The sequence below is a fragment of the Enterococcus ureilyticus genome (assembly GCF_001730315.1).
Lineage (GTDB): Bacteria > Bacillota > Bacilli > Lactobacillales > Enterococcaceae > Enterococcus_L > Enterococcus_L ureilyticus.
The window spans coordinates 142,591-164,914 of record NZ_MIKC01000042.1 but is presented as its reverse complement, the minus strand read 5'-3'; the positions used below and the strand labels follow the sequence as shown (position 1 = coordinate 164,914).

General features: G+C 36.7%; 17 protein-coding genes. All 17 read right to left on the bottom strand.

What is annotated here, in order from left to right:
* Window positions 1–158: 158 nt before the first annotated feature.
* Window positions 159–731, bottom strand: a complete 573-nt coding sequence (gene apf / locus BCR24_RS16310; RefSeq protein ID WP_069641559.1) for an aggregation-promoting factor — start codon at window positions 729–731, stop codon at window positions 159–161.
* Between the two features lie 429 nt (window positions 732–1,160).
* Window positions 1,161–2,402 (bottom strand): hypothetical protein, encoded by a 1,242-nt coding sequence (locus BCR24_RS16305; protein WP_069641558.1) that lies wholly within the window; start codon window positions 2,400–2,402, stop codon window positions 1,161–1,163.
* Window positions 2,403–2,422: 20 nt separating this feature from the next.
* Complete coding sequence (locus BCR24_RS16300; protein WP_069641557.1) at window positions 2,423–4,189, bottom strand: glucosaminidase domain-containing protein; 1,767 nt, start codon at window positions 4,187–4,189, stop codon at window positions 2,423–2,425.
* 17 nt (window positions 4,190–4,206) lie between these two features.
* Complete coding sequence (locus tag BCR24_RS16295; protein ID WP_069641556.1) at window positions 4,207–5,379, bottom strand: coiled-coil domain-containing protein; 1,173 nt, start codon at window positions 5,377–5,379, stop codon at window positions 4,207–4,209.
* Window positions 5,380–6,176: 797 nt separating this feature from the next.
* On the bottom strand, window positions 6,177–7,601 hold the full coding sequence (locus tag BCR24_RS16290) for a glycoside hydrolase family 1 protein (protein ID WP_069641555.1): 1,425 nt from the start codon (window positions 7,599–7,601) through the stop codon (window positions 6,177–6,179).
* 22 nt (window positions 7,602–7,623) lie between these two features.
* Complete coding sequence (locus BCR24_RS16285; RefSeq protein WP_069641554.1) at window positions 7,624–9,486, bottom strand: beta-glucoside-specific PTS transporter subunit IIABC; 1,863 nt, start codon at window positions 9,484–9,486, stop codon at window positions 7,624–7,626.
* A gap of 95 nt (window positions 9,487–9,581) precedes the next feature.
* Complete coding sequence (gene licT / locus BCR24_RS16280; RefSeq protein WP_069641553.1) at window positions 9,582–10,415, bottom strand: BglG family transcription antiterminator LicT; 834 nt, start codon at window positions 10,413–10,415, stop codon at window positions 9,582–9,584.
* Entirely contained in the window at window positions 10,412–10,543 is a 132-nt protein-coding gene (locus BCR24_RS17330) for a hypothetical protein (RefSeq protein WP_275579436.1), read from the bottom strand. The genes licT (BCR24_RS16280) and BCR24_RS17330 overlap by 4 nt, the downstream gene beginning before the upstream one ends.
* A 98-nt stretch (window positions 10,544–10,641) precedes the next feature.
* A complete protein-coding gene (locus BCR24_RS16275) occupies window positions 10,642–12,597 on the bottom strand; it encodes a heavy metal translocating P-type ATPase (RefSeq protein WP_069641552.1) in 1,956 nt (651 codons plus the stop codon).
* Window positions 12,598–12,979: 382 nt separating this feature from the next.
* Entirely contained in the window at window positions 12,980–14,620 is a 1,641-nt protein-coding gene (locus BCR24_RS16270; protein WP_069641551.1) for a peptide ABC transporter substrate-binding protein, read from the bottom strand.
* A gap of 36 nt (window positions 14,621–14,656) precedes the next feature.
* Window positions 14,657–15,031, bottom strand: coding sequence for an OsmC family protein (locus BCR24_RS16265; RefSeq protein ID WP_069641550.1), 375 nt, complete (start codon window positions 15,029–15,031; stop codon window positions 14,657–14,659).
* Window positions 15,032–15,211: 180 nt separating this feature from the next.
* A complete protein-coding gene (locus tag BCR24_RS16260; protein ID WP_069641549.1) occupies window positions 15,212–16,537 on the bottom strand; it encodes a metallophosphoesterase in 1,326 nt (441 codons plus the stop codon).
* Window positions 16,538–16,650: 113 nt separating this feature from the next.
* Complete coding sequence (locus BCR24_RS16255) at window positions 16,651–18,075, bottom strand: 6-phospho-beta-glucosidase (RefSeq protein ID WP_069641548.1); 1,425 nt, start codon at window positions 18,073–18,075, stop codon at window positions 16,651–16,653.
* On the bottom strand, window positions 18,072–19,949 hold the full coding sequence (locus BCR24_RS16250) for a beta-glucoside-specific PTS transporter subunit IIABC (RefSeq protein ID WP_069641547.1): 1,878 nt from the start codon (window positions 19,947–19,949) through the stop codon (window positions 18,072–18,074). The genes BCR24_RS16255 and BCR24_RS16250 overlap by 4 nt, the downstream gene beginning before the upstream one ends.
* Window positions 19,950–20,060: 111 nt before the next feature.
* Entirely contained in the window at window positions 20,061–20,897 is an 837-nt protein-coding gene (licT, locus tag BCR24_RS16245; RefSeq protein ID WP_069641546.1) for a BglG family transcription antiterminator LicT, read from the bottom strand.
* A 217-nt stretch (window positions 20,898–21,114) separates the two neighbouring features.
* Window positions 21,115–21,447, bottom strand: coding sequence for a thioredoxin family protein (locus BCR24_RS16240; protein ID WP_069641545.1), 333 nt, complete (start codon window positions 21,445–21,447; stop codon window positions 21,115–21,117).
* A 60-nt stretch (window positions 21,448–21,507) separates the two neighbouring features.
* Complete coding sequence (locus BCR24_RS16235; RefSeq protein WP_069641544.1) at window positions 21,508–22,287, bottom strand: MerR family transcriptional regulator; 780 nt, start codon at window positions 22,285–22,287, stop codon at window positions 21,508–21,510.
* Window positions 22,288–22,324: the final 37 nt, after the last annotated feature.

Genomic DNA, 22,324 nt, shown 5'->3' with positions numbered 1-22,324 from the left:
TGTTTTGGCACTATTCTTTTTCAAGAAAATAGAAAAACCTAGAGGAAATTTCCTCTAGGAATCATATTAATCGATTTAATTCTTTAGATTTTCTTCACCAACATTAGTTGACAAAGAGCCCCAATAAATGGCTACTTCTTAGAATAGTCTACTTTTTCTTAATACCAACCATTTGCTAACCAAAAGGCTTGTGCAGCTTCCCATGAACCATAACGTCCTGCTACATAACTATCTGCTACGCGCTCTTGATTGGCCTCAGAGTAATCACCATTTAGATAAGAAGCATCTAATTGATATCTCCCGATATATTTGCCATTTGTCGCATTATATGAACCGCTAGATTCTTTTTGCGCGATCCATTCTTTTGCAGAAGAAGTTGTAGCTGTTGCAGTTGGCGCTACTTCTTGAGCAACAGGAGCTGATTGTTCTTGTACTTCTTGTACAGGTTCCGCTACTGGGGTTTGCTGAGTCGGTGCTTGAGTTGTCTCATCAGCGGTACGAATCGTTAATTGTTCGCCCTCAAAGATCATATTTACATTCGAAATGTTATTATCCTTAGCAATCAAATCAATCAAGCTATTGTCTCCACTAAACTGATGAGAGATAGTAGATAATGTATCTCCAGTTTTTACTGTATATAAGCTATCGGCATGCGCGTCAGTCGTTCCCATAAAAATTCCAAATCCTGCAGTCAAAGTTGTTGCGAATAAAATCGTTTTAAGTGATTTCATGTTGTTTCTCCTTTGTAAAAAATATTTTTGTCGTTTGTTTATCGACTTTGCATACTTTAACATCTAAAAATATTTCATAGGTGAAGATCTAGTGACAATTCGTTACGAGTGTTTTCGTTGCGTAACAGCTTGTAAAATCAGAGCAGAAAAACACTTGTTCGCACTTGATTTGTAGTTGATTTTAGAAATGGAAAAATTCATGATTTTTTCTGAAATTTATTTTTTTTCGATTCGATAACGGTTGTCATATTACAAAATTCTAGAAATATTACAAGATATTTGTCTGAATTGCTATCAATTCGAGCACTTTTTTCAGTAAGTTTGGCCCATTTTTATAAACCGATTAAGTAAATACACGTCATTTTCAATCAAAATAGAGCAAAAAAACAGAATCCATAATTGACTAGGATTCTGCTTTTATGCTTTTGACTATACATTTAAATCTTTTTGTTCAATTACTGATTCTAATAATCTATTCTCCGTTTGAATAATGTCAAAGAAAGCACTGATTTTCTCTAATTGTTCATAATCGATTTGATATAATTTTACTCTGGGTTTAAAAAATAAGAACCCAGGACGAATTTTTACTCGCTCATTAATCAAATGGCATTGCTCCATCATCGATTGTAAATCCATTTCAGATACACTGTTCTTGATTTTTTCAATCCGTGCTCGTTCATAGACCCATTGATCTTTCGTCACGGTCATTCGCTCAGTAGTTGTGACTAATTGACGATTTAAACGCCAAGATTGCTCAATAAATTTTGCCTTTTTATACAGATCATCATACTGAATCAAATCAATTCGAACAGGTTTATACCAGTCTTCTTCATCTATTGTACTTTTTTGATGCTTCTTAAATCGTTTTAAGCCACTAACGAGTAAGCTGTTTTCTATGGCGAGCAGCTCGTACTCCAATTTTTCTTTTGCTACCCGCACACGTTCCTTTGACGCTTTTTCTCGTTTTAGACTTTCTTTGAGGAAAAGAACTTCATTTTCCTCTGAACGAGCAATAGCTGTTGTGTCAGCTGCTTTTTTAGGTTCGATCTCAATGTCGGTTTCAGTTTCGGTTTCGGTTTCTAACTCCTCAGCCTCCAAAAACGAATGATCAAAGTCCGGTATCTCTTCATCATTTTCCTCTACAGATACTTCTACTGGAAAGCTAAGTGTTTCACCTGCTAAAGAGACATCCTCTTCCTCTTGAAAGCTAGAAAGAAGTTTTGCTTCTAGGATACTGCTGACAGATTGATTTTTTGAATACCCCATCTGCTCTAAACTAGTTGAAACAACAAATTGTACTGGTTCGTCTTCTGAGTTTAGTGAGACTGGAACGAACTCACAGAAATATGTACTAAAAGCGCCATCGACTTCTTCGATGATTCTCGTCCAAATAAATTGCGAGAAGAGTTCTTCTAGTTCTTCCAATAAAACATCCCAATTTAATTGCGCTTGAAAAAACTGAATTTCTACATGCTTTTTAATGGGCGAAGAAATTACTTTTCGAGAAAGTTCATCATTTTCCCGAAAAGTGAGAAATTCTCCTGTTGAGCGTTCATAGAGTGTTTCGCACGCTTCAATGATTTCTTCTGTGCTGTTTTTTTGGTAGAGAACGGTCCCTAAAGTGAATGGGATTGCTTGTTGATGAAAAAAAACATCGAAATAATCATTCATTAAACCGTTCTCCTTTCTTTTTATGATTGAAGATCATGTACTGGGGTTAAAATAAGCTGTTGTCCCTCTGTTAAGAAGTACTGTTCTAGATCGTTCCACTCTTTTAACGACCAAACAGAAATACCAGTTTTTTTAGAAATACTCGCTAAAGTATCTCCTTTTTTCACTTCATATGTTTCTTTTGTCTTCTTGCGCGTTGCACTTACTTGATAATCTTTTGTATCTTTTTTAGTTGTTGTTTCACTGGTACTTGTTGTTTTTGTATCTTTCTTAGTTGAAGAAGTTGTTTTAGTTTCTTTTTTAGCTGAGGAAGCGGTCTTGGCTTCTTTTTTAGCTGTTGTTTGAGTCGTCCCTTGATTTGTGAAAGCGTTAGATAGATTTTGAACCATTTCTAATGAACGATCTACTGCGTCTTCTTTCATTACAACAGTGCTTGGATCTTCTTGTTTTGGCACGCTCAGTTTTTGACCGATAAAGAGCATCCGTCGATCTAATTGATTCTTTTCCAAAATAGCTAATGTGGAAATATTATAAAGTTCACTGATTGATTTAAGTGATTCACCTTTTTTCACAACGTGAGTAAGGTACTCAATTTTTTGATCTTTGTCATCGTCTTTTTTCTCTAATTTATCAAAAGAGGTGTTCAACGTGATTTTCTTCGCTTTTTTACTATTCTTTTTATCTTTCAGCGTATCATACTGTGTTAAATCATACGCATCGATCAAACCATTTAATTTAGAATTATAGCTAGTATCCGTTGCATAACGTCCAGTTAGAAACTTCGTCGCATCTTTATAAGAGGTCGTTTTATTTTTCCAGGTACCACTATAAAATGCACTGCTAGAATCTGTACCACCTTTAAGTAGCTTCACGTAATCGCCTAGCGATTCTTTGTAAGAAGGATACTTTCTAAAATTAGAACGAATCGTAAACATACCACCAGAACCATTGTCTTCACTTGTTAGAAAGTTTGCACTTGCCCCTTCATAGCTTCCTTTGATTCCAAATAGGTTATAATTTGGTGCAGAAGCCAGTGCGCTATTGCCAGAAGCACTTTCTAAAATTGCCTGAGCAATCATTACTGATGCATATAAATTGTTCTCACCTGCAATTGTGCGGGCATCTTCACCAATCACTTTGACAAAGCTTTTTGTTGTCAAGTTCGGACTGATATGAAACACTTGATCAGACCCAGCTGAACTACCAGCAGTATTGCCACCTGTCGTTGTTCCAGTATTTGGTCTGTTTGACGATGGAGCAGGTGTATTTGGCTGATAGCTTGGACCTTGGACTGAAGGTCTATTTGGTTTTGGTGCTGGCTTACTTGGTTTTGGTGCTGGTTTATTTGGTTTCGGCTTTGGTTTTGCCGGTGTTGTTGAACTTGTGCTACTACTTGTCGTACTACTGCTTGTTGTAGAACTAGTTGATGATGATGTCTCAGATGTACTGGTTGAATCTGTTGTCTCGTGTGTAGAACTAGTATCTTCTGTTGAGCTCGTTGATTCACTACTTGTTTCAGCTGTTGAATCTGTTGTTGACGAGGTTGTACTAGTATCTGTAGAGGAACTCGTTTCAATTCCTTCTATTGTGCTTTCTGTTGTTTCATGTTCTTTAGTTGAAGATAAAATGGCTACACTCTCTTGTTCTTCGGAGCCTGAAGTTACTGTATCGTCGACTTCTTTGGCAACAATCGGTTGAACATCGGTAACAGAAAGGACAGCACTTGAAGTAAGTAACCCTACACTCAATAATCGTAATTTCTTACTGTTTAGATTTCTTTTTTTCATTCTGTGTCCTCTCTTTCTTATTGATCAGGATCTTCTTTCACCAAATTGATGATTTGGTTGAAGGCTTGTTCTGATTCTTCCTTCACGTCTTTGATACGTTTGTAATAGTTTTGGTATTCTTGTTCCGCACGCTCTAAGCGTTTTAAGACGCCTGCTTTTTTCTTTGTTTCTTCATTAATAATTTGTGCACGTTGATTAGCTTGGCTGATAATTTCTTTAGCTTGTCTCTTGGCCTCAAGCAACACTTCACCGATATCTTCTTTAGATAATTGCTGATCGACATCGATTGTTTTTTGGGCTAATTGACGTTTTGTTGTTTCTAATTCTTGACGAACCTTCGCTAATTCTTCATAAGCTCCTGTATCCGTAGGAGTATCTGATGCCATGATCACGATACGATCTTCTGTCAATTTATCGATTTCTTCTTGCTTAGCCAATAGCTCTTGTTCGTACTGTCTGATTTTATTGGCAAAACGTTCTGCTTTTTTACGGTTTAAATCAGTTTCGTCCATCTGACGGTTGCTGTCTCGTAATAGGCTGTTGTACTTGCTTTTTACTTGTTCCAGTTCGGCCATTCGTGCATCGTAATCTTTTGGCACAGCTTGAACCATGGCCAACTCATTTTCTAATGATTCGTTTGACTCACGTAGGGCTTCTACCTCGTTTTGTAATTGAGAGCTTTCTCTTTTACTCTTACGCAATTCAGCTTTCAACTCACGAATTTCACTTTGAAGTTGTGCGTTTTCTTCTTGAAGCTCTTCTAATTCATCATCATCGATAACTTCATGGATTGGTGGTCGTTTTTTCTTTGGTTTAGGTTTTTTAGTAGGTGCTGGAGTTGGTTTTTTCTTCCTACGAGAAAATAACGAACGTTCCTCTTCATCATCATCGTAGTCTTCGTCGTCATCTTCGTCATAATCTTCGTCATAATCTTCGTCGTCATCATATTCATCATCATCGTCGTAGTCTTCGTCGTCATCATATTCATCATCATCGTCGTCATCATATTCATCGTCATCGTCGTAGTCTTCGTCGTCATCATATTCATCGTCGTCGTAGTCTTCGTCGTCATCATACTCATCATCATCGTAATCTTCATAATCATCGTCATCATATTCATCATATTCATCATCGTAATCTTCATATTTTTTTCTTTTTTTACCTTTGCCTTTGCCAAAAATTTTTAGCATATGCTCACTTCCTTCTACAAAAATGGGACTGTCTCTTTTTTTGATTATTTTTAACATACTGATTTTAATACTAAGTAAATTATGTGATTTGTCGATATATGTAACTATAGTGACAAGTGTAGTATTTTTGATTTGTAAAAATAACCAACTTCACTTTAGGTATATGTTTTTCAGTAGTAGTTTGACCTAGCTCACTCGGCTAATCAGGTTCCTTATTATTCAACTACTATTTGTTCAATAAAAAACTTACTGAAAAACATCCAAAAACACGCCTACCTTGTTCTATTCTATCAGATAAACCCTAAACAAACAAACTGAATTAGCGGTTTATTCCTAATTTTACGAAACTAAAAGGACGCTCATTTTTAGTTTCCAAAAAAATACTCTTACAATAAATTAAATACATGTTTTTTTATTATTAATATTAATGAAAAAATTCATTTTTTTGTAATTTTGATATCAAAGTGAATTTACTATCTACCACTTACAAAAAAGATAACTTCTGTTTTACACAACTCAAGATACCGAGCTTTATTCATATTATTTATGTCTTTATTTTATTTTAACGCTCATATTTAATACTAAAAAAAGAAGTAGGCTCTAATAAAATAAGAACCTACTTCATTTCAACATAAATAATTATCATTTTTCCCAAATTAAACAAATTAATTTATTTGTTATTAATTTAATTATAATTAATTAGTAGTATTAAAAGATTTTTCTCAGCCTTCATGATTATTTCACACAAATTACTCATTTTTTTCATGACTTATGAAGCTATTTTCTAGATTGATCCACTATAAGCAACTATTGTCATTTAAGAGACAGCGACCATTCGTTGTAATCACCTCTTGATACCATTTAAAGCTTTTCTTTTTATACCGTTCTAAAGTCCCTGTTCCGTCATCATTGCGGTCAACGTAAATAAATCCGTAGCGTTTTTTTAATTCAGCCGTGGTAAAGCTGACTAAATCAATACAGCCCCATGAAGTATAACCCATAATTTCTACACCGTCTTCAATAGCCTCAGCTACTTGAACTAGATGATTCTTCAAATAGTCAATACGGTAATCATCGATCACAGTCTTTGTACCGTCTTCGAGTTCAATCAATTCATCGACTGCACCAAAACCATTTTCAACAATAAAGACAGGTTTTTGATAACGATCATACAAAATGTTTAAATAATATCTCAACCCTTCTGGATCGATCTGCCAGCCCCAATCGCTTGCTTTTAAATAAGGATTTGGCACGCCGCCTAAAATATTACCTTCTCCAGTCTCTAAAGTAGGATCTGAAGATTCACAGGTACTCATGTAATAACTGAACGAAATGAAATCCACCGTTTCAAGCAAGTCTAATTTATCTTGTTCTGTTATCTTGAGCTGAATATCATTATCCTTGAAAAAACGTTTGGTATAGGCTGGATACGTTCCCCTTACCTGTATATCAGAAAAGAAAAAGTTTTCTCTTTCTGTCTGCAATGCAGCCAAAACATCCGCTGGTGCTGGTGTCAGTGGATAAACAGGCATCCCTAAAATCATACAACCGATTCTCGCTTCCGGAAGGATTTCATGACAAGCTTTAACAGCTTTAGCGCTGGCAACTAGTTCATGATGAATGGCTTGATATAAATCTTGTTGGGATAGTTTTTCTTTTGGTGTATAAATGCCTCCACTTAGAAATGGTGCGTGTGTAATTGAATTGATCTCATTAAATGTCAGCCAATACTTCACTTTCCCTTTATAACGAGTGAAAACAGTTTTAGCGTAGTGTTCAAAGAAGCCAATCATTTTACGATCACGCCAACCATCATATGTTTTTGATAAATGGAGTGGCGTTTCATAATGTGATAACGTAACAAGCGGCTCCATTCCATATTTATGGCATTCATCAAACACTTTATCATAAAATTCTAACCCTTTTTCATTGGGTTGCGTCTCATCTCCTTGAGGAAAAATTCGGGACCAAGCGATGGATAATCGAAATACTTTAAACCCCATTTCTGCAAATAACTTGATGTCTTCTTTATAACGATGATAAAAATCAATCCCGACCAGTTTCATATTATCTGAAGTTGGTTCTGCTGTAGGTTCACCTTTCCAGCCATGGGGTGCAACATCTTCCACACTTAAGCCCTTACCATCTTCATTATAAGCTCCTTCACACTGATTGGCAGCAATTGCGCCACCCCATAAAAAATCTTTTGGAAATGTTAACATGTTCGCTCCTCCTTTTGTTTTTTTAAACAATATATAAAATAGTCTCTTGACTTTCTGTTTCAGTTCCTTCTTTTGCAACAACATCAATAAATGCTTCTGAATTCGTTACTACAATCGGGGTTGTGGTATCATATCCTGCAGTTTTTATCTGCGCAAAATCGACCGATAGTAATTTTTGTCCTTTTTTGATTTTGTCTCCCGTTTCAACAAACGCTGTAAAATATTGTCCCGCTAATTCTACAGTATCGATCCCTACATGGATCAATAGTTCGATTCCTGAGTCACTTGTTAAACCAATAGCATGTTTTGTAGGAAAAAGGGCCGTTACTTCTCCGTCAAAAGGTGCTTTTATCGTGTCTTCTTCGGGAATAATCGCAAGACCTTCTCCCATCATTTTCCCTGAAAAAGCATCGTCTTTTACTTGTTCTAATGGTATTACTTGCCCTTTCATCGGGGCATAGATTTTTTTAGGATCATTACTGCCAGTTTCAACTGCCTCTGAAATTTCAATATGCTGTTCTGTTTCATTTTTGTCCACTTCATCAATACCGAAAACCCAAGTTAAAATAAATGTCAACACAATAGATATCACTGCTACAACAATCGCATTGATAATATTTCCATTTCCTTGCCCACCAATAAATTGAGGTAATGAAACAAGCGATGGTACAGCAAACGCATATGATTCTAACCCTGTGATTCCCATGTATACACCACAGACTGCTCCTGAAATCATCGCGGCATACAATGGTTTTTTATATTTCAATGTAATACCATATAGGGCGGGTTCTGTCACCCCTGCTAATAATGCTGAAATTCCGGAAGCGGCAGCTACTTGTTTTAAATTTTTATCTTTTGTTTTAGCTGAAACTGCTAATGCTGCTGCTCCTTGAGCTAAGTTTGCGGCCAACATTGCAGGTAGGATCAAAATATCAGGTGTGGCTGGTGAAGCAATTAGGAAAATCGGTGCAAATGCCCAGTGCATCCCTGTCATGACAATCAGCGGCATAAACGCTGCCATCAATCCTAACGCTAACCAACCAGCTTTCCCTTGAATCCAAATAATAGCAGAAGATAATAATTGTCCTGCAAAGGTTCCTAAAGGTCCCACCACGATTAAAGCTACTAGTCCTGAAATCAATAAAATAAGCAACGGTTTAGTGAAGCTTTTGATGACATTTGGAATAATTTTGTCAAAGAAACCTTCAATATATTTCATTAACCAAACCATGATCAAAATAGGGATCACTGAGGAACCATATGATGCTAAAGTAACAGGTAATCCTAGAAAATGGACTGGATCACCAGCATTGACCATTTCTACAAAATTTGGATGCAACATGATTCCACCAACGGTGACGGCCAGCATTGGTGTAACGTTAAATTTCTGTGCAGCAGTAAAGGCCAGCATCATCGGCATAAAGTAAAATGGCGCATCCCCAAAAAATGATAGGATCGCAAACGTCTGACTGCTGTCGTCTAAAATGCCCATCAACGGTAGTAAAATCAACAATACCTTGATCATACCACCACCTAACATTGCAGGAATCAAAGGTGACATACAGCCTGAAATCACATCCACGAAAGCTTCAAACAGATTCTTCTTTGTTCCTGTATCGTCAGTTGAAGATTGGTTGCTAAAATGACCTAATTTAGCTAATTCTTTATAATAAGAGGCCACATCATTCCCTATAATAACCTGATATTGCCCCCCTTTTCTCATAACGCCCATTACGCCTGGAACCTCTTTGACACGAGTATCTTCTACTAAACTTTCGTTGCGTAAAACAAAGCGTAAACGTGTCATACAATGAGTGACGGATTGAATATTAGCCTCTCCTCCAACTAAATCCAGTATTTGTTTTGCTGATTCTTTATAGTTCATTTTGCTCTTCCTTTCTACATGAAAAAAACCTAAAATAGCCGCTGTTATGCGTACTATTTTAGGTCATGCTCCTAATGGATAACAATCCTATTTGTCTATAAATTTTTCGTTATTCTTCTGATGTGCGCTGTTAAATAAACTAATTCAGTGGAACTTAAATCGTACTCAAAGGTCGTCTGGACATAGTCGCTGATTTTTATTGAACAACGATATTCCAATTCATACTTTTTCCTCAACGTATCAAGTAATTCAGAATCTTCATCTTCATAGTGTTCCCCAACTAACAGGCGTTGAGCAAAAAATTTTACGTGAGTGATAAAACGATAATAATCGAGCGAAGATTCATCAAATTCTGTGTTATATTCTTTTTTCACGATATCTTCGATATTTTTAGTGATTTCAGCGATTTCGTAAGCCAAGTCAAAACTTTTAGATTGCTCTGCATTCACGAAATGAATTGCAATGAAGGCCGCTTCATCAATCACAAATTCCACGCCCAATTCATTACGAACGATCTCGATTGCCTTTTCCCCAACTACATATTCATCGGGATAAAAGCGTTCAATATCCCAACGTAAAGGATTCTTTAAGATAATCCCTTCTTGATAGCGTTCGACGGCTGAATGAATATGATCGGTTAGATTGACATAAATCGTTTCACTGAGGTTTTTCCCTAGCTTAATTTTACCAAAGTTGATTATTTTCTCCGCTACCAAAATGTGGTCCATTGGCACGTCAATCAATAATTCTGTGAATTTATTTTGTGTGTCTTTATCTCGTAACAGGAAGGTCTTTTCAACTAATTCCAAATCGACGGTTTGGCCTTTTTTCTGACCAAAAGCGATTCCTTTTCCCATTAAAAGAACTTCCACACCCTTACTATTAGTAGAAATGATGGTATTGTTATTTAGTACTCTTTTTATGATCATAATAAGTCCCCAATTACAAAAAAATCCCATTTACCCGTCGCTAAAAAACGGTGCAAATAGGTCATGCTCACTTGTGTGATAACATCCAATAAAATAATGTTCAAAAACCGCATGGCATGCTTACCCAAAGTAATAACATCCATTGCTTAATACTTAGAATAGCAAATATTGTAAGGGCTGTCAACACATGAAAAAAAGAAGGCCCAGTAGGCACTTCTTTTTTTGTTTATTCTTTCGATGGCAGCAACAGACGTAATCCGTTTAAAATAACTAGTAATGTACTTCCTTCGTGTGCAATAACACCAATTGTAATATCCATTTTCCCAAGAATATTCAAGGTGATCAATAACACTACAATAAACATTGAAAAGAAGATATTTTGCCATACAACACGATCTAGACGTTTGGATACTTTATACGCATAGCTGAATTTAGTTAGATCATTTTGCATCAATACCGCATCCGCCACGTCAATAGCGATATCGGTGCCCTCTCCCATTGCCACACCAATATCTGCTGTTACTAGTGCTGGTGCATCATTGACTCCATCACCTAACATGGCAACACTACCGAAACGAGCTTGTTGATTCTTGATGATTGCAGCCTTATTTTCTGGCAGAACATTGCCGACTACTTCATCGATTCCAATTTGATATCCTACTGCTTGTCCTGTTAACTCTGCATCTCCTGTAATCATAGTCGTATGAATTCCTTGTGATTTTAAATAGCTGATTACTGATTTCGCGTTTTCATTTGGGACATCCATCATTGCAATCAAGCCTACAACTTCGTTATTTTCAGCAAAGTAAACAACTGTTTTCCCCTCTTTGGCGTATTGTTCATTATGAGCATTGATTTGCGTGCTGACTAAACTAAATATTTCTGGTTTACCGATTTGATACGTATTTCCTTGATATTCTGTTACCAAGCCTTTACCAATCTCATTTTCCACAGTTACATCCAGAACTGTTTTTGCATGAAATTTGGTTAAAATCGCATTGGCTAATGGGTGATTCGCTGTTTTTTCCATGGCGACAATGAGATCGATGTATGCTTGTTCTTTTTCAGGAGCTGAATCCGTCAAGAAATAAAAATCCGTGACAGATGGTTTGCCTTTAGTTAAGGTTCCTGTTTTATCGAAAGCGACTGACTTGATTGTCGCCAGATTAGCCAAATAGGAACCGCCTTTAAATAACACCCCGCGTTTAGCTAAATTAGAAATCCCTGATAGCGTTGCTGGTACTGCACTTGCTGCTAATGCACATGGTGATGCGGAAATTAAAAACACCATTCCACGGTAAAAACTTTCGTTCCATGACCAGTTAAAGAGCATTGGCCCTACTGCGATAAAGATTGGGACTAAGACCAAGACGATCGTGACGTAATATGGTTCTAATTTTTGAATCTTAGTGGCTGTTTTTGACAGGTTTGATTGGGACTGATTGACCAATTGAAGAATTTTGGCAAACACAGTATCACTGCTATCTTTTGTGACTTCCATCGTAAAAGTTCCACTGCCATTGATGGTACTACCGAAGACTTCATCTCCTACTGTTTTTTCTCTAGGAATACTTTCTCCATTGATAGACGATTCATCGATAGAAGTTCTTCCTGAAAGAATAATACCATCTGTTGCGATTTGGTCACCGTTTAAGACTTGTAGCTTATCCCCAACGTTTAATACTGAAACGTCTACTGTTTTCAAACTGCCATCAGCTTGGATCAAACGTGCTTCTGTTGGATTCATTTTAAGCAGATTAGTGATTTCTCTTTTGCTGCGTCCTTCAGCATATTCTTCAAGGAAATGTGCTGCTGCAAAGATGATGATCAACAAGGCTCCTTCTTCATAATTTCCAATGATCGTGGCACCAAACGCCGCTAAGGTCATCAAAATATGAACATTCGGTACAAATTTCCTTTGCTGTTTCGATTCGTTGATCGTATCTACGATTCCTTCTAAAATAATGTGATAGCCGGATAATAGCATAGCACTGACAAACAGAATTTGTTGGAAAAGCGAACCTTCATTGATGAAAAATGCAACGATAAAAAACGCTAATCCTGTAAAAAATAAAACAACTGGTGATTTTCCTCCATGACTATGGCTATGATTGTGGCTGTGACCATGATCATGTCCTTCTTCTTTAGAACAATCGTGCTCATGAGTTTTTGCGGTTTCCATTTTATTCATCCTCCTTTTTTAGGTTATTTTCTGAAAAGATACACGTACTTTTTTCAGATGAATAACTGTTCATATATCATACACCCATAATACATGAACGAACATTCATGTGTCAAGTGATAAAATGAATTTTCTACAAAAAAAAGAAGAGTCTGAGACATAACTTTACGAGTTATCTCTCAGACTCAAGGAATCCGTATAAACGGTGGGAGCAGAAGCAATCACTACGCTTCGCTTCGATCACATCAAATTCTAAGTGCTAAAGCACTAAGATTTGAAGGCTTCGGAAATAAGCTGAAATTCACAAAAATTTGAAGAGCAATTTTCGTGAATTCCTTCTTATTTCTCGGGATTAAACACTCCTGTCCCAACCTCTTCTTAATTATTTTGATTCTTTCACTTGAATAGATTTAAAACTATAAGGTGAACCAAAACTGTGTTTCACTACACCAGTGATTGTCGGCTTTTGCAGTAATGCAGTTTGTTGTTGGTAAATCGGGGCAATCGTATAATCTTCTGCTAACAAGACTTCTTCTGCCTGTAATAGATCTGACCATCTTTTTTCTTCATTAGCCGCATCAGTCTCAGAAGCAGCTTGGATCAATTGATCGTATTTCGGATTTTTATATTTTACATGATTCAATCCAGAATCTGAGGCAAACATATCTAAAAATGTGATGGCATCTTTAAAATCAGGCATCCATTGACCAAAAGCAATATCATAATCTCCTGACAAGTACCGTTCCTGCACGTTATTACTAGGTAATGTTGTAATCTCAAATTTAATTTCTGGCAGTACTTCAGCAATTTGACTGGCTAAGTATTCGGCTGTTTTTTTCTCCGTATCGGTATCTTTGGTCAAATAAACCAAGGTAATCTCTGCTTTGTTTAATTCTTTTTTCGCTTGTTCGTATGCTTTTTGAGCTGTTGTTTGATCAAATTTTTGCTGAACCCCATTTTCTTTACGGAAATCTTCACCAGTCGTAGGATTTTGCACAAAGTTTTGCGGCACAAATCCCTCAGCGGCAATAGACCCATCACCTAAGACATTTTTTACAAACGTTTCTCGATCGATAGCTAAAGAAAGTGCTTTTCGCAATTGTTTATTTTCAAGTAATTTCCCTTGTCCTTGATTAAAACGCAAGTACCCCATTTTAGTATCATTTTGATTTTGGAAATCGGGATCATTTTTATATTGTTTAGAAAATTCTCCGTCTAAAACTACGCGATCTAGTTCGTCTGTTTGATATAAATTAACGGCTGTACTGGTTGATTTAACAACAGTTGTTTGAATTTCATCCACTAACACATGTTGTTTATCCCAATATTCAGGGTTTTTCACGTATTGCCAAGTATCTGAATTTTGCTCCCAGCGAGCTAACGTAAAAGGTCCGTTGTAGATTGTTGTTGTGCTTGAGGTACCGTAATCTTTGCCTTGTTTTTCCGCAAATGCTTGATTGATTGGGAAAAATGTTTCAAAGGTTAATAAGGAAGTGAAATACGGGATTGGTTTGATCAAATGAATCACCAAAGTTTGATCATCCAGTGCTTCTACTCCAAGTTGTTCTGGTTTCATTTTTCCTTGATAAACCGCATCGGCATTTTTGATTGATGACACAAATAGACTAGCATAAGAAGGTGCTGTTTCTGGTGTCACGGCACGCCGCCAAGCATAGAGAAAGTCATTTGCTGTAACAAGATCCCCATTTGACCATTTTGCGTCTTCTCTCAAAGTAATCGTGTAGGTTAGCTGATCTGCACTAATTTCAGGTAATTCTTTTGCGACAGCTGGGATTGCTTCGTCTTTTTCATTTAATTGATAAAGTCCTTCAAGCACTTGATTTTGGGCATTAAAACTAGTGAAATCTTCTTCTTGTGTCGTATCTAATGTCAATAATTCAGCTGGTTCTGTAAAGTGAACGATGGCTTTTTTTGACTCAGTGGACTCTGTTTTGTTCGCTGCGTTACAACCTGTTAAAACGAGTAATAATCCTATAAAACTGACGGTCATGATCTTTTTCATCGTATTCCTCTTTTCTGTAAAGAGTGTGTCACCACACTAAATAAAAACAACCTCTTCAACAACTGTGATGGCAGGGTCTAGCGACTGCATGACTGGACAATTTTTGCCGATCAGTTTCAATGCTCGCTCGGCTTTTCCATGCTCTTCTTCAGAAATTTGAACAGAGAAGGTGATGACCACTTTGCTCAAGGGTTTTGCTTGTATTTCTGTTCTTTCATAAGAGATTGCTACATTGGCAATTGTAAAATCAATATGGGAATTTGTTAATATTTTTTCGTACACATAAGCACCACATGCGCCAATGGATGCCACTAACATTTCGACTGGGGAAAAACCAATATCCTTTTTTAAAATCCAATTACCGCTTTGATGAACCAACTCAAAACCTTTTTCACCTGAAATCAATTCCATCTTTTTTTCTCCTTTACTTGTTTGTCCACTCTTTTTAGAGCGTTTTCTTTATCTTCTTATAATAGTACACAATCTCGCAAACTTATAATAGTTATTTGGCAGGTATGATAGCGAAAAGCTATCGACAAAAAGCCTCCCCCTTTTCGTATTGAATGAGAGAAGCTTAAAAAATGAATTTGATCAATCTGTCAATTTCTTTTTAAATTGATTATCCGACTGATTCTTATCTTGAATGATCGAGTCGATATACTCTTTTAGAAATCGACTATTCTCGGCAATGATTTGATAGCCTGGTTCTACTTTGAGGTCTGCTTCTTGTTTGTCGCTACTAAAATCATTGCCTGAGAAGAAGCGATAATTTACTTGCCCGACAAATTCGGCTGCCACATCCAGTTTTTTACTATCAGATAATCCAGCATCAATGAGTTGTTCATAGCCTAGTCTTTCGCCATCTTCAATAAATAATGCTTTACTATATGCTGAATAATCTTCGATTTGGGAAACAGCTACAGTAGAGGCATTTTCTTTTTTTTGGTAGTCAAATGATTGCCCATTTAGCTTCACAACACCATATCCTTGTGGTGCTATCGAGAAGGAACTAGACACGATTTCCGTCAATTCATGCTGACCGATGGTTTCTGTCATGATATCTTGAGCGTGAATATGTCCTGAAAAAACGATTGGTACTTGATAATCAGCTAAAACTTGCTTAAATTCTTCAGCATTATTCAGCACAAATCCCGTTGATAACAATTGATTATGGGGATAAAGATTATGATGCATGAATACTAGTGTTTGCTTCTTTTCTTGTTTCGCTGTTTCCAATTGTTCTTTGACCCATTTCATTGTCCTGCCTCGAATCGTTCCACCTGTAGTTGGGCTAGCTTGTGACTGGCCATTATCTGGATAGATATTTGAATCAAGGAAAAGAAAATTGTATTGTTGGTTGACTGCTACTGCATAGCTTAATGAGCTTTTATCATAGTTCGTTGCTGTTTGATAGCCAAAATTGGCAAATATTTCTTTAAAATCAGTGGTCGAGATGGCTTCTGTTTTTTCTTGCTTCTCTCCAACAAATTTTCTTGCCCAACCATCATTAACATCATGATTGCCTGGAATCACAAATACTTTGATGCCATGATCCGTCAGCTGTGTAAGGAATTCCGCCAGCTTTTCTGCGCTGACTTTTTCGCCATTTAGGGTTAAGTCACCTGTGATGATCAACATATCTGGTTTTTGTTCAATTGCTTTATTGATAAATGCCTGCCAGCTTTCTTTTTGATGCTCCAGCTCTTTGCCGGCTGCGGTCTGTTTGATTTTTTTAAATGCTAAGCCTGAATCTGTCAAACTTTTATCGATATAATGAGGATCACTGATGACCCAAAATTCGATGCCTTCTTTTTTAAATACAGTTTCTTCACTGTGTTTTTGCTTATTACCAAAATGGATACTCAGTAATAAAACAATCGTTACAAAAACTAGTAGTGCTCCGATTCTTTTTTTCATTTTTTATTTCCCCATTCTTTATTGTTCCTTTCTATTTTATGCTTTTTCGTACAAAAAAGCTCTCACTGTTTTTATTTTACTAAAATACAGTGAGAGCTGGTTGCTATTTTGGCTTAGATTTCTGAGCCATTCGTTTGGATCAAATGCTTGTACCACGCAAATGAATCTTTCTTGATTCGTCTCAGCGACCCATTTCCTTGATTATCGCGATCGACATAGATAAACCCATAGCGCTTACGCATTTCTCCCGTTGTAAATGAGATTGGATCAATACATCCCCAAACGGTATAACCTAGTACATCTACGCCATCTAGCTCGATTGCTTTTTTCATTTCTTTGATGTGTTGACTGAGAAAATCGATTCTTTCGACATCATGAACATGCCCTTCGCTCAATGTATCGGCATAACCAAAACCATTTTCGACAATGAAAATGGGACGCTCATAGCGATTACTTAGTAGATTTAAATAGTGTCGTAGCCCAGTAGGATCCACTGACCAGCCCCATTCTGTCATGCCAACATACGGATTTTCAACTAGTGAACTATCACCAAGCAAATCATCCTCTAAACGAATGGCTTCTGGTCTAGTCGAAATTGTATTGCTTAGGTAATAACTGATTCCGATATAATCTACGGTTCCAGCTTTTAATATCTGAAGATCTTCATCCGTAATATCTAATTTGTACCCATTTATTTCCCGTTCTTTCACCGCCCACCGAGGATAATTCCCTCTCACTTGAACATCAGTGAAAAATAATTGTTTTTCGTCCTCTTGTTGGGCTGCGATGATATCCTTCGGGTCACTTGTTAATGGATAGTTTGGTGTTGCCGCTAGCATACAGCCGATATGAAAGGCTGGATTGATTTTTTTCCCTTGTGCAACTGTGATTGCTCCTGCTACAAACTGATAATGGGCCGCTTGATACATTGTTTCTAATTTATCTTCGTCTTCTTGATAAAGAATCCCAGAGTTTGTAAAAGAATAAATTGGATTTTCTAAAATACGTTGATTATTGATTTCATTGAACGTCATCCAGTACTTTACTTTATCCTTATAACGTTTCATAACGGTTATAGCAAAATTAGTGAAAAAACCGATCAATTCTCGACTGCGCCAACCGCCATATTGCTTCACAAGATGATACGGCATCTCAAAGTGAGACAAGGTGATCACAGGTTCAATTCCCTGTTTCAATAGTTCATCAAATACATCGTCATAAAACGCTAATCCTGCTTCATTTGGTTCTTTTTCATCGCCATTTGGAAAAATTCTTGTCCAGGCAATACTTGTTCTTAAACATTTAAAGCCCATATCTGCAAACAATTGAATGTCTTCTTTGTAGTTCCCATAAAAATCAATGGCTTCATGATTGGGATAAAATTTCCCTGCTACAATTCCATCTGTAATTTCTCTTGCGTGATCTTTCGAGCCTGCTGTCATCACGTCTGCAATACTAACTCCTTTACCCCCTTTGTTCCAACCGCCTTCTACTTGGTGTGCTGCGACTGCACCGCCCCATAAAAAATCCTCTCTCATTTCGATTCCTCCTTATTTTTCCCTACATTAAATAACTTAGTTTCTGGCGTCACGAGGGCTTGATCATTGATGATCGTCATCGTTTCCATACTTTGAGCATCTGTTAAAATAACTGGGGAGGTCATGGCATAGCCTTCTTGTTCGATTTTTTCACGATCAAATATAAGTAAAGTTTGTCCACGTGTGATTGTATCCCCCATTGCAACTTTTGTTTCAAAATGCTCCCCATTCAAATTTACTGTATTAATACCGATATGAATCAACAATTCGCTACCGCCAGTTGATTTTAAACCAATCGCATGTTTTGATGGGAAAATAGCAACAACTGTTCCGTCAAATGGTGCAATGACTTTATCACTTGTCGGAATGATCGCGACCCCTTTGCCTGCGATTTCACTAGAAAATACATCATCATCAACTTCTGTTAAAGGGATCACAGTTCCTTCCATTGGTGCATAAATTGTTGTTTCTGTGTCGATTTTTGTTGTGGCTGGCTCTTCTTGAAAGTCATCTTCTCCTTGATCTGTTTCAGGTAAGAAGTCGACCATTTCATCTTCTTTGACACCAAAGAAATAGGTCAATACTGCGCCTGCAATCAATGCTGCACCTACTCCGATGAAGTAACCTACTTTTGGGGTATAAACAGGGATAGAGAAAATATTATGGAACACATAAGCATTCATGGTAACACCTGTCACACCACAAATTGCGCCGCCGATAGCGCCAGAAATCGCTACAATCGGTAATAAGCGTTTGTATCTTAAAATCAACCCGTAAACGATTGGCTCAGTTACTCCTGCAAATAAACCAGTTAAGGCTAGCGGTCCAGCTAAAGCTTTCATTTTAGAATGTTTTTTAGATTTTAAATAAAAACCAATTGCGATTCCGATTTGGGCAAAAACAGCTGCAACAGCCATTCCTTCTATTGGATCGCCGCCCATCACCGTTAAGTTTTCAAGCGTGATTGGAGAAAAGCCCCAATGAAGCCCAAACATGACCATAAACGGCATACCACCACCTAAGACGATTCCTGAAAGCAGTGCACTTTTGCCAATCAACCACATCACGCCTTGAGAAAGCGCATCTCCGATAACCGTTCCAAATGGACCGAATAATAAAGCTGTCAATGGTACCATGATCATCAAACTGAACATTGGTACAGCGAACAATTGAAGGTCTTTAAAAATAATTTTGCGTAAGAATTTATCCACGAATGAATAAATAAAGATTGCGACAAAAATCGGGAAAATGGTTGTTGCATAATCAACAACATTTAAATTGATGCCTAGAAAATCAAGCTTTTCCTGACCGATCATGCCAGTAAACGACGGTTCCAGTAATGCTGCGCCGATTACACCACCCACATACATATTGCCACCAATTTTTTTAGTCAATGTAATTCCTAGAAAAACAGGTAGGAAGTAAAAGATTGCGTTACTTGCCGCACTCAGAACCATATAAGTCGAACTGGTATCAGCCAATAATTTCATTTCAACTAAAATCGTTAAAATCGCTTTGATCATTCCAGATCCTGCCATTGCTGGAATCAGTGGTGAAAAGGCACCGGAAATCACTTCGAATACATAATTGAAACTTAATTTTTTCTCAGTTTTAGGTGCATCTTCGTTTAAATCAGCGAGTGATTGAATCGCTGCATAATAATCTGGTACTTTACTGCCGATCACCACTTGGTATTGTCCACCACTATTGACAACTGACATCACATAGGGTAATTTCTCCAAAGCTTCTTTGTCCGCTTTTTTCGTATTTTTCAAGCTAAATCTTAAACGCGTCGCGCAGTGAACTAAGCTATTGATATTCGATTTACCACCGACAAGTTCGATGATTTTTTTACTTTCTTCTTCATAACGCATGATAGTATTTCCTCTCCTTGAATCATTTTTTTATAAAAAAAGTGACCCAAGAAGAAACACTTATGCATGAAGTGTTTTTCTTAGGTCACGCCTGCTTAACCAGTAACGATCCTATTGATTGCTTGATAAGCGATTTAAGTGAAGTGTTAAGTACATCAATTCATCATTTGAAATCGTCCAATCATATTGTTGTTCCAAAAATGTTTTGATTTTAACTGCACACTGATGATCTTGTTCGTACTTCACAGCAATTAGATTGATCAAAGACGAATCCTCATTTGATGAAATTTCTTTATCTAGCTGTCTTTTGACAAAGTATCGAATATGGGTAATGAAACGAGTAAAATCATAAGAGGTTTCATCGTATTCTTTACCATAGTGATATTTAATGATGTCGATAATGCTTTGAATGATTTTCGTTGTCAGCATCGTTTCGTTCATATTGCTAGTAGAATTATAAGCATTGACAAAATGAAGGGTAATAAAAGCTGCTTCTTGATCTGGAATCTCAATCCCTGTTTTCTCCCGCATCATTTGAACGGCTTTTAATGCAAACGCATATTCTTTTGTGTAAATTTGTTTGATGTCCCATTCTAGAGGTGAGCGCATTTGTAAGCCTTCTGTCACTCTATTTAAGACAAAACCGATATGATCGGACAATGTCAACAAAATGGAATCATCGATTTCTTGGTCTAATTCTGCTTTACCTAATTGAATAATATCACTGGCCAGTTCAATATCTTCAATATCGATTCGTGCAAGCAGATTGTCTAAATTGCTAACGGAATTATTACCTTCAAGAACAAATCTTTTTTCAATCAGAGCTGAATCGATCACATCGCCTTCGCGCTTGTTAAAACCGACCCCTTTGCCCATAATGATTTCTTCGATGGCATCATCATTTAGAATCAAAGAAACATTATTATTAAAAACTTTCAGTATTTTCATTGAAATTATCTCCTGTTCTTGACTTGAAAAACGAAAAAAGACCTGACCACATCAAACATCACCAAAAAAGTAATGTGTGAGGTCACGCCTGCTTAACCAGTAACGATCCGTTGACCAAAGTATACAACGTCTTATTTCCATTGTCAATAGTACGCTTACATTTTGACAACGAACATTCTAACACATTACTCAAACGCTTGAATTTACTAGATTTTAACTATACTTTGTTTTCTTCAAACGAATAAATTTTCTCAAGTGCATTGGCTAATTTTTTAAACTGAACAAACTTTCCTTCACGGATATATTCTTTTCCATCAACAAAGAAAAGGAAAGTCGGCGCTGAAAAAATCAAATATTCAGCTGAAATTGCTTTGACTTTGTCCGCTTCAACTTCTCTTAGCTCTATCTTAGGATAGCTCTTCAATAATTCGATTAGCTTAGGTCTTAACGCATGACATACCGAACAATCTTCTTGCGAAACATAAATAAAAGCAAGCGAATGTTCGTTCACGAAAGCTATTACTTCTTGAATTGTTTGTAATTTATCCATAGTCTAATCATCCTTTTGTGGTCAGCTAATCATAGCACCTTCTCAGGAAGATTACGATATTTATGCCCAATGTTCCTTACTCACTTCAATCCATGTTTTATAATAATCTCTATAAAATCCATCTTGGTCTTCTGCGGTCATGATATAACGTCCAATCATTGTGCCAGTTTGATAACCTTGCTCCTTCAATTTTTCTTTCATTGATTGGAAATTATTTTCTAGAGGATCATCTGACTTGATTGTTAGTAAAAATTGTTTGTATTCGTATTTTGTTTGCTCTGTCTGTTGCCAAATCGTTACTTCCTCTACAAATTCTTTGGTGGTCACCGCAAAACCATAGGTAAGTTCCTTTTCATGATCAGAGTTGCTATAAACCACTAAACTTGAGGGATTATCGATATATGTTTGTAATTCATTGGGATCTTTTAAATCAATCGGGATGATTCGTTCTACATCCAAAGGCTCATCAATAAACTCTTTTTCTTTCAACTCAATCAAACTCAATAACTGGTCTTTTCGATGTTTGATCCCTTGTTGTTTTTTCTCAAGTTCTGCTAATTCTGCAGCGACTCGGGTTTCTGTTTCATCTAGAATCGTCCATAATTCTTCTGGTGATTTACGATATAGATTGGTCATTTTGTTGATGGGAATATCTAATCTACGGTAAAAATCGATATCACTGATTGTTAAAATATCTTCCATATCAAACATTCGATAACCATTTTGCTGATTTCTAGAAGATGTTAGTAGATTCATATCATCCCAATAACGGATCTTTGATTTTGGTAACTTCATGATTTCAGCTACTTGTCCGACAGTCAATAATTTTTCTTTTTCCATAAAATCACCTCTGATTTTAATTATAAACAAAAAATAT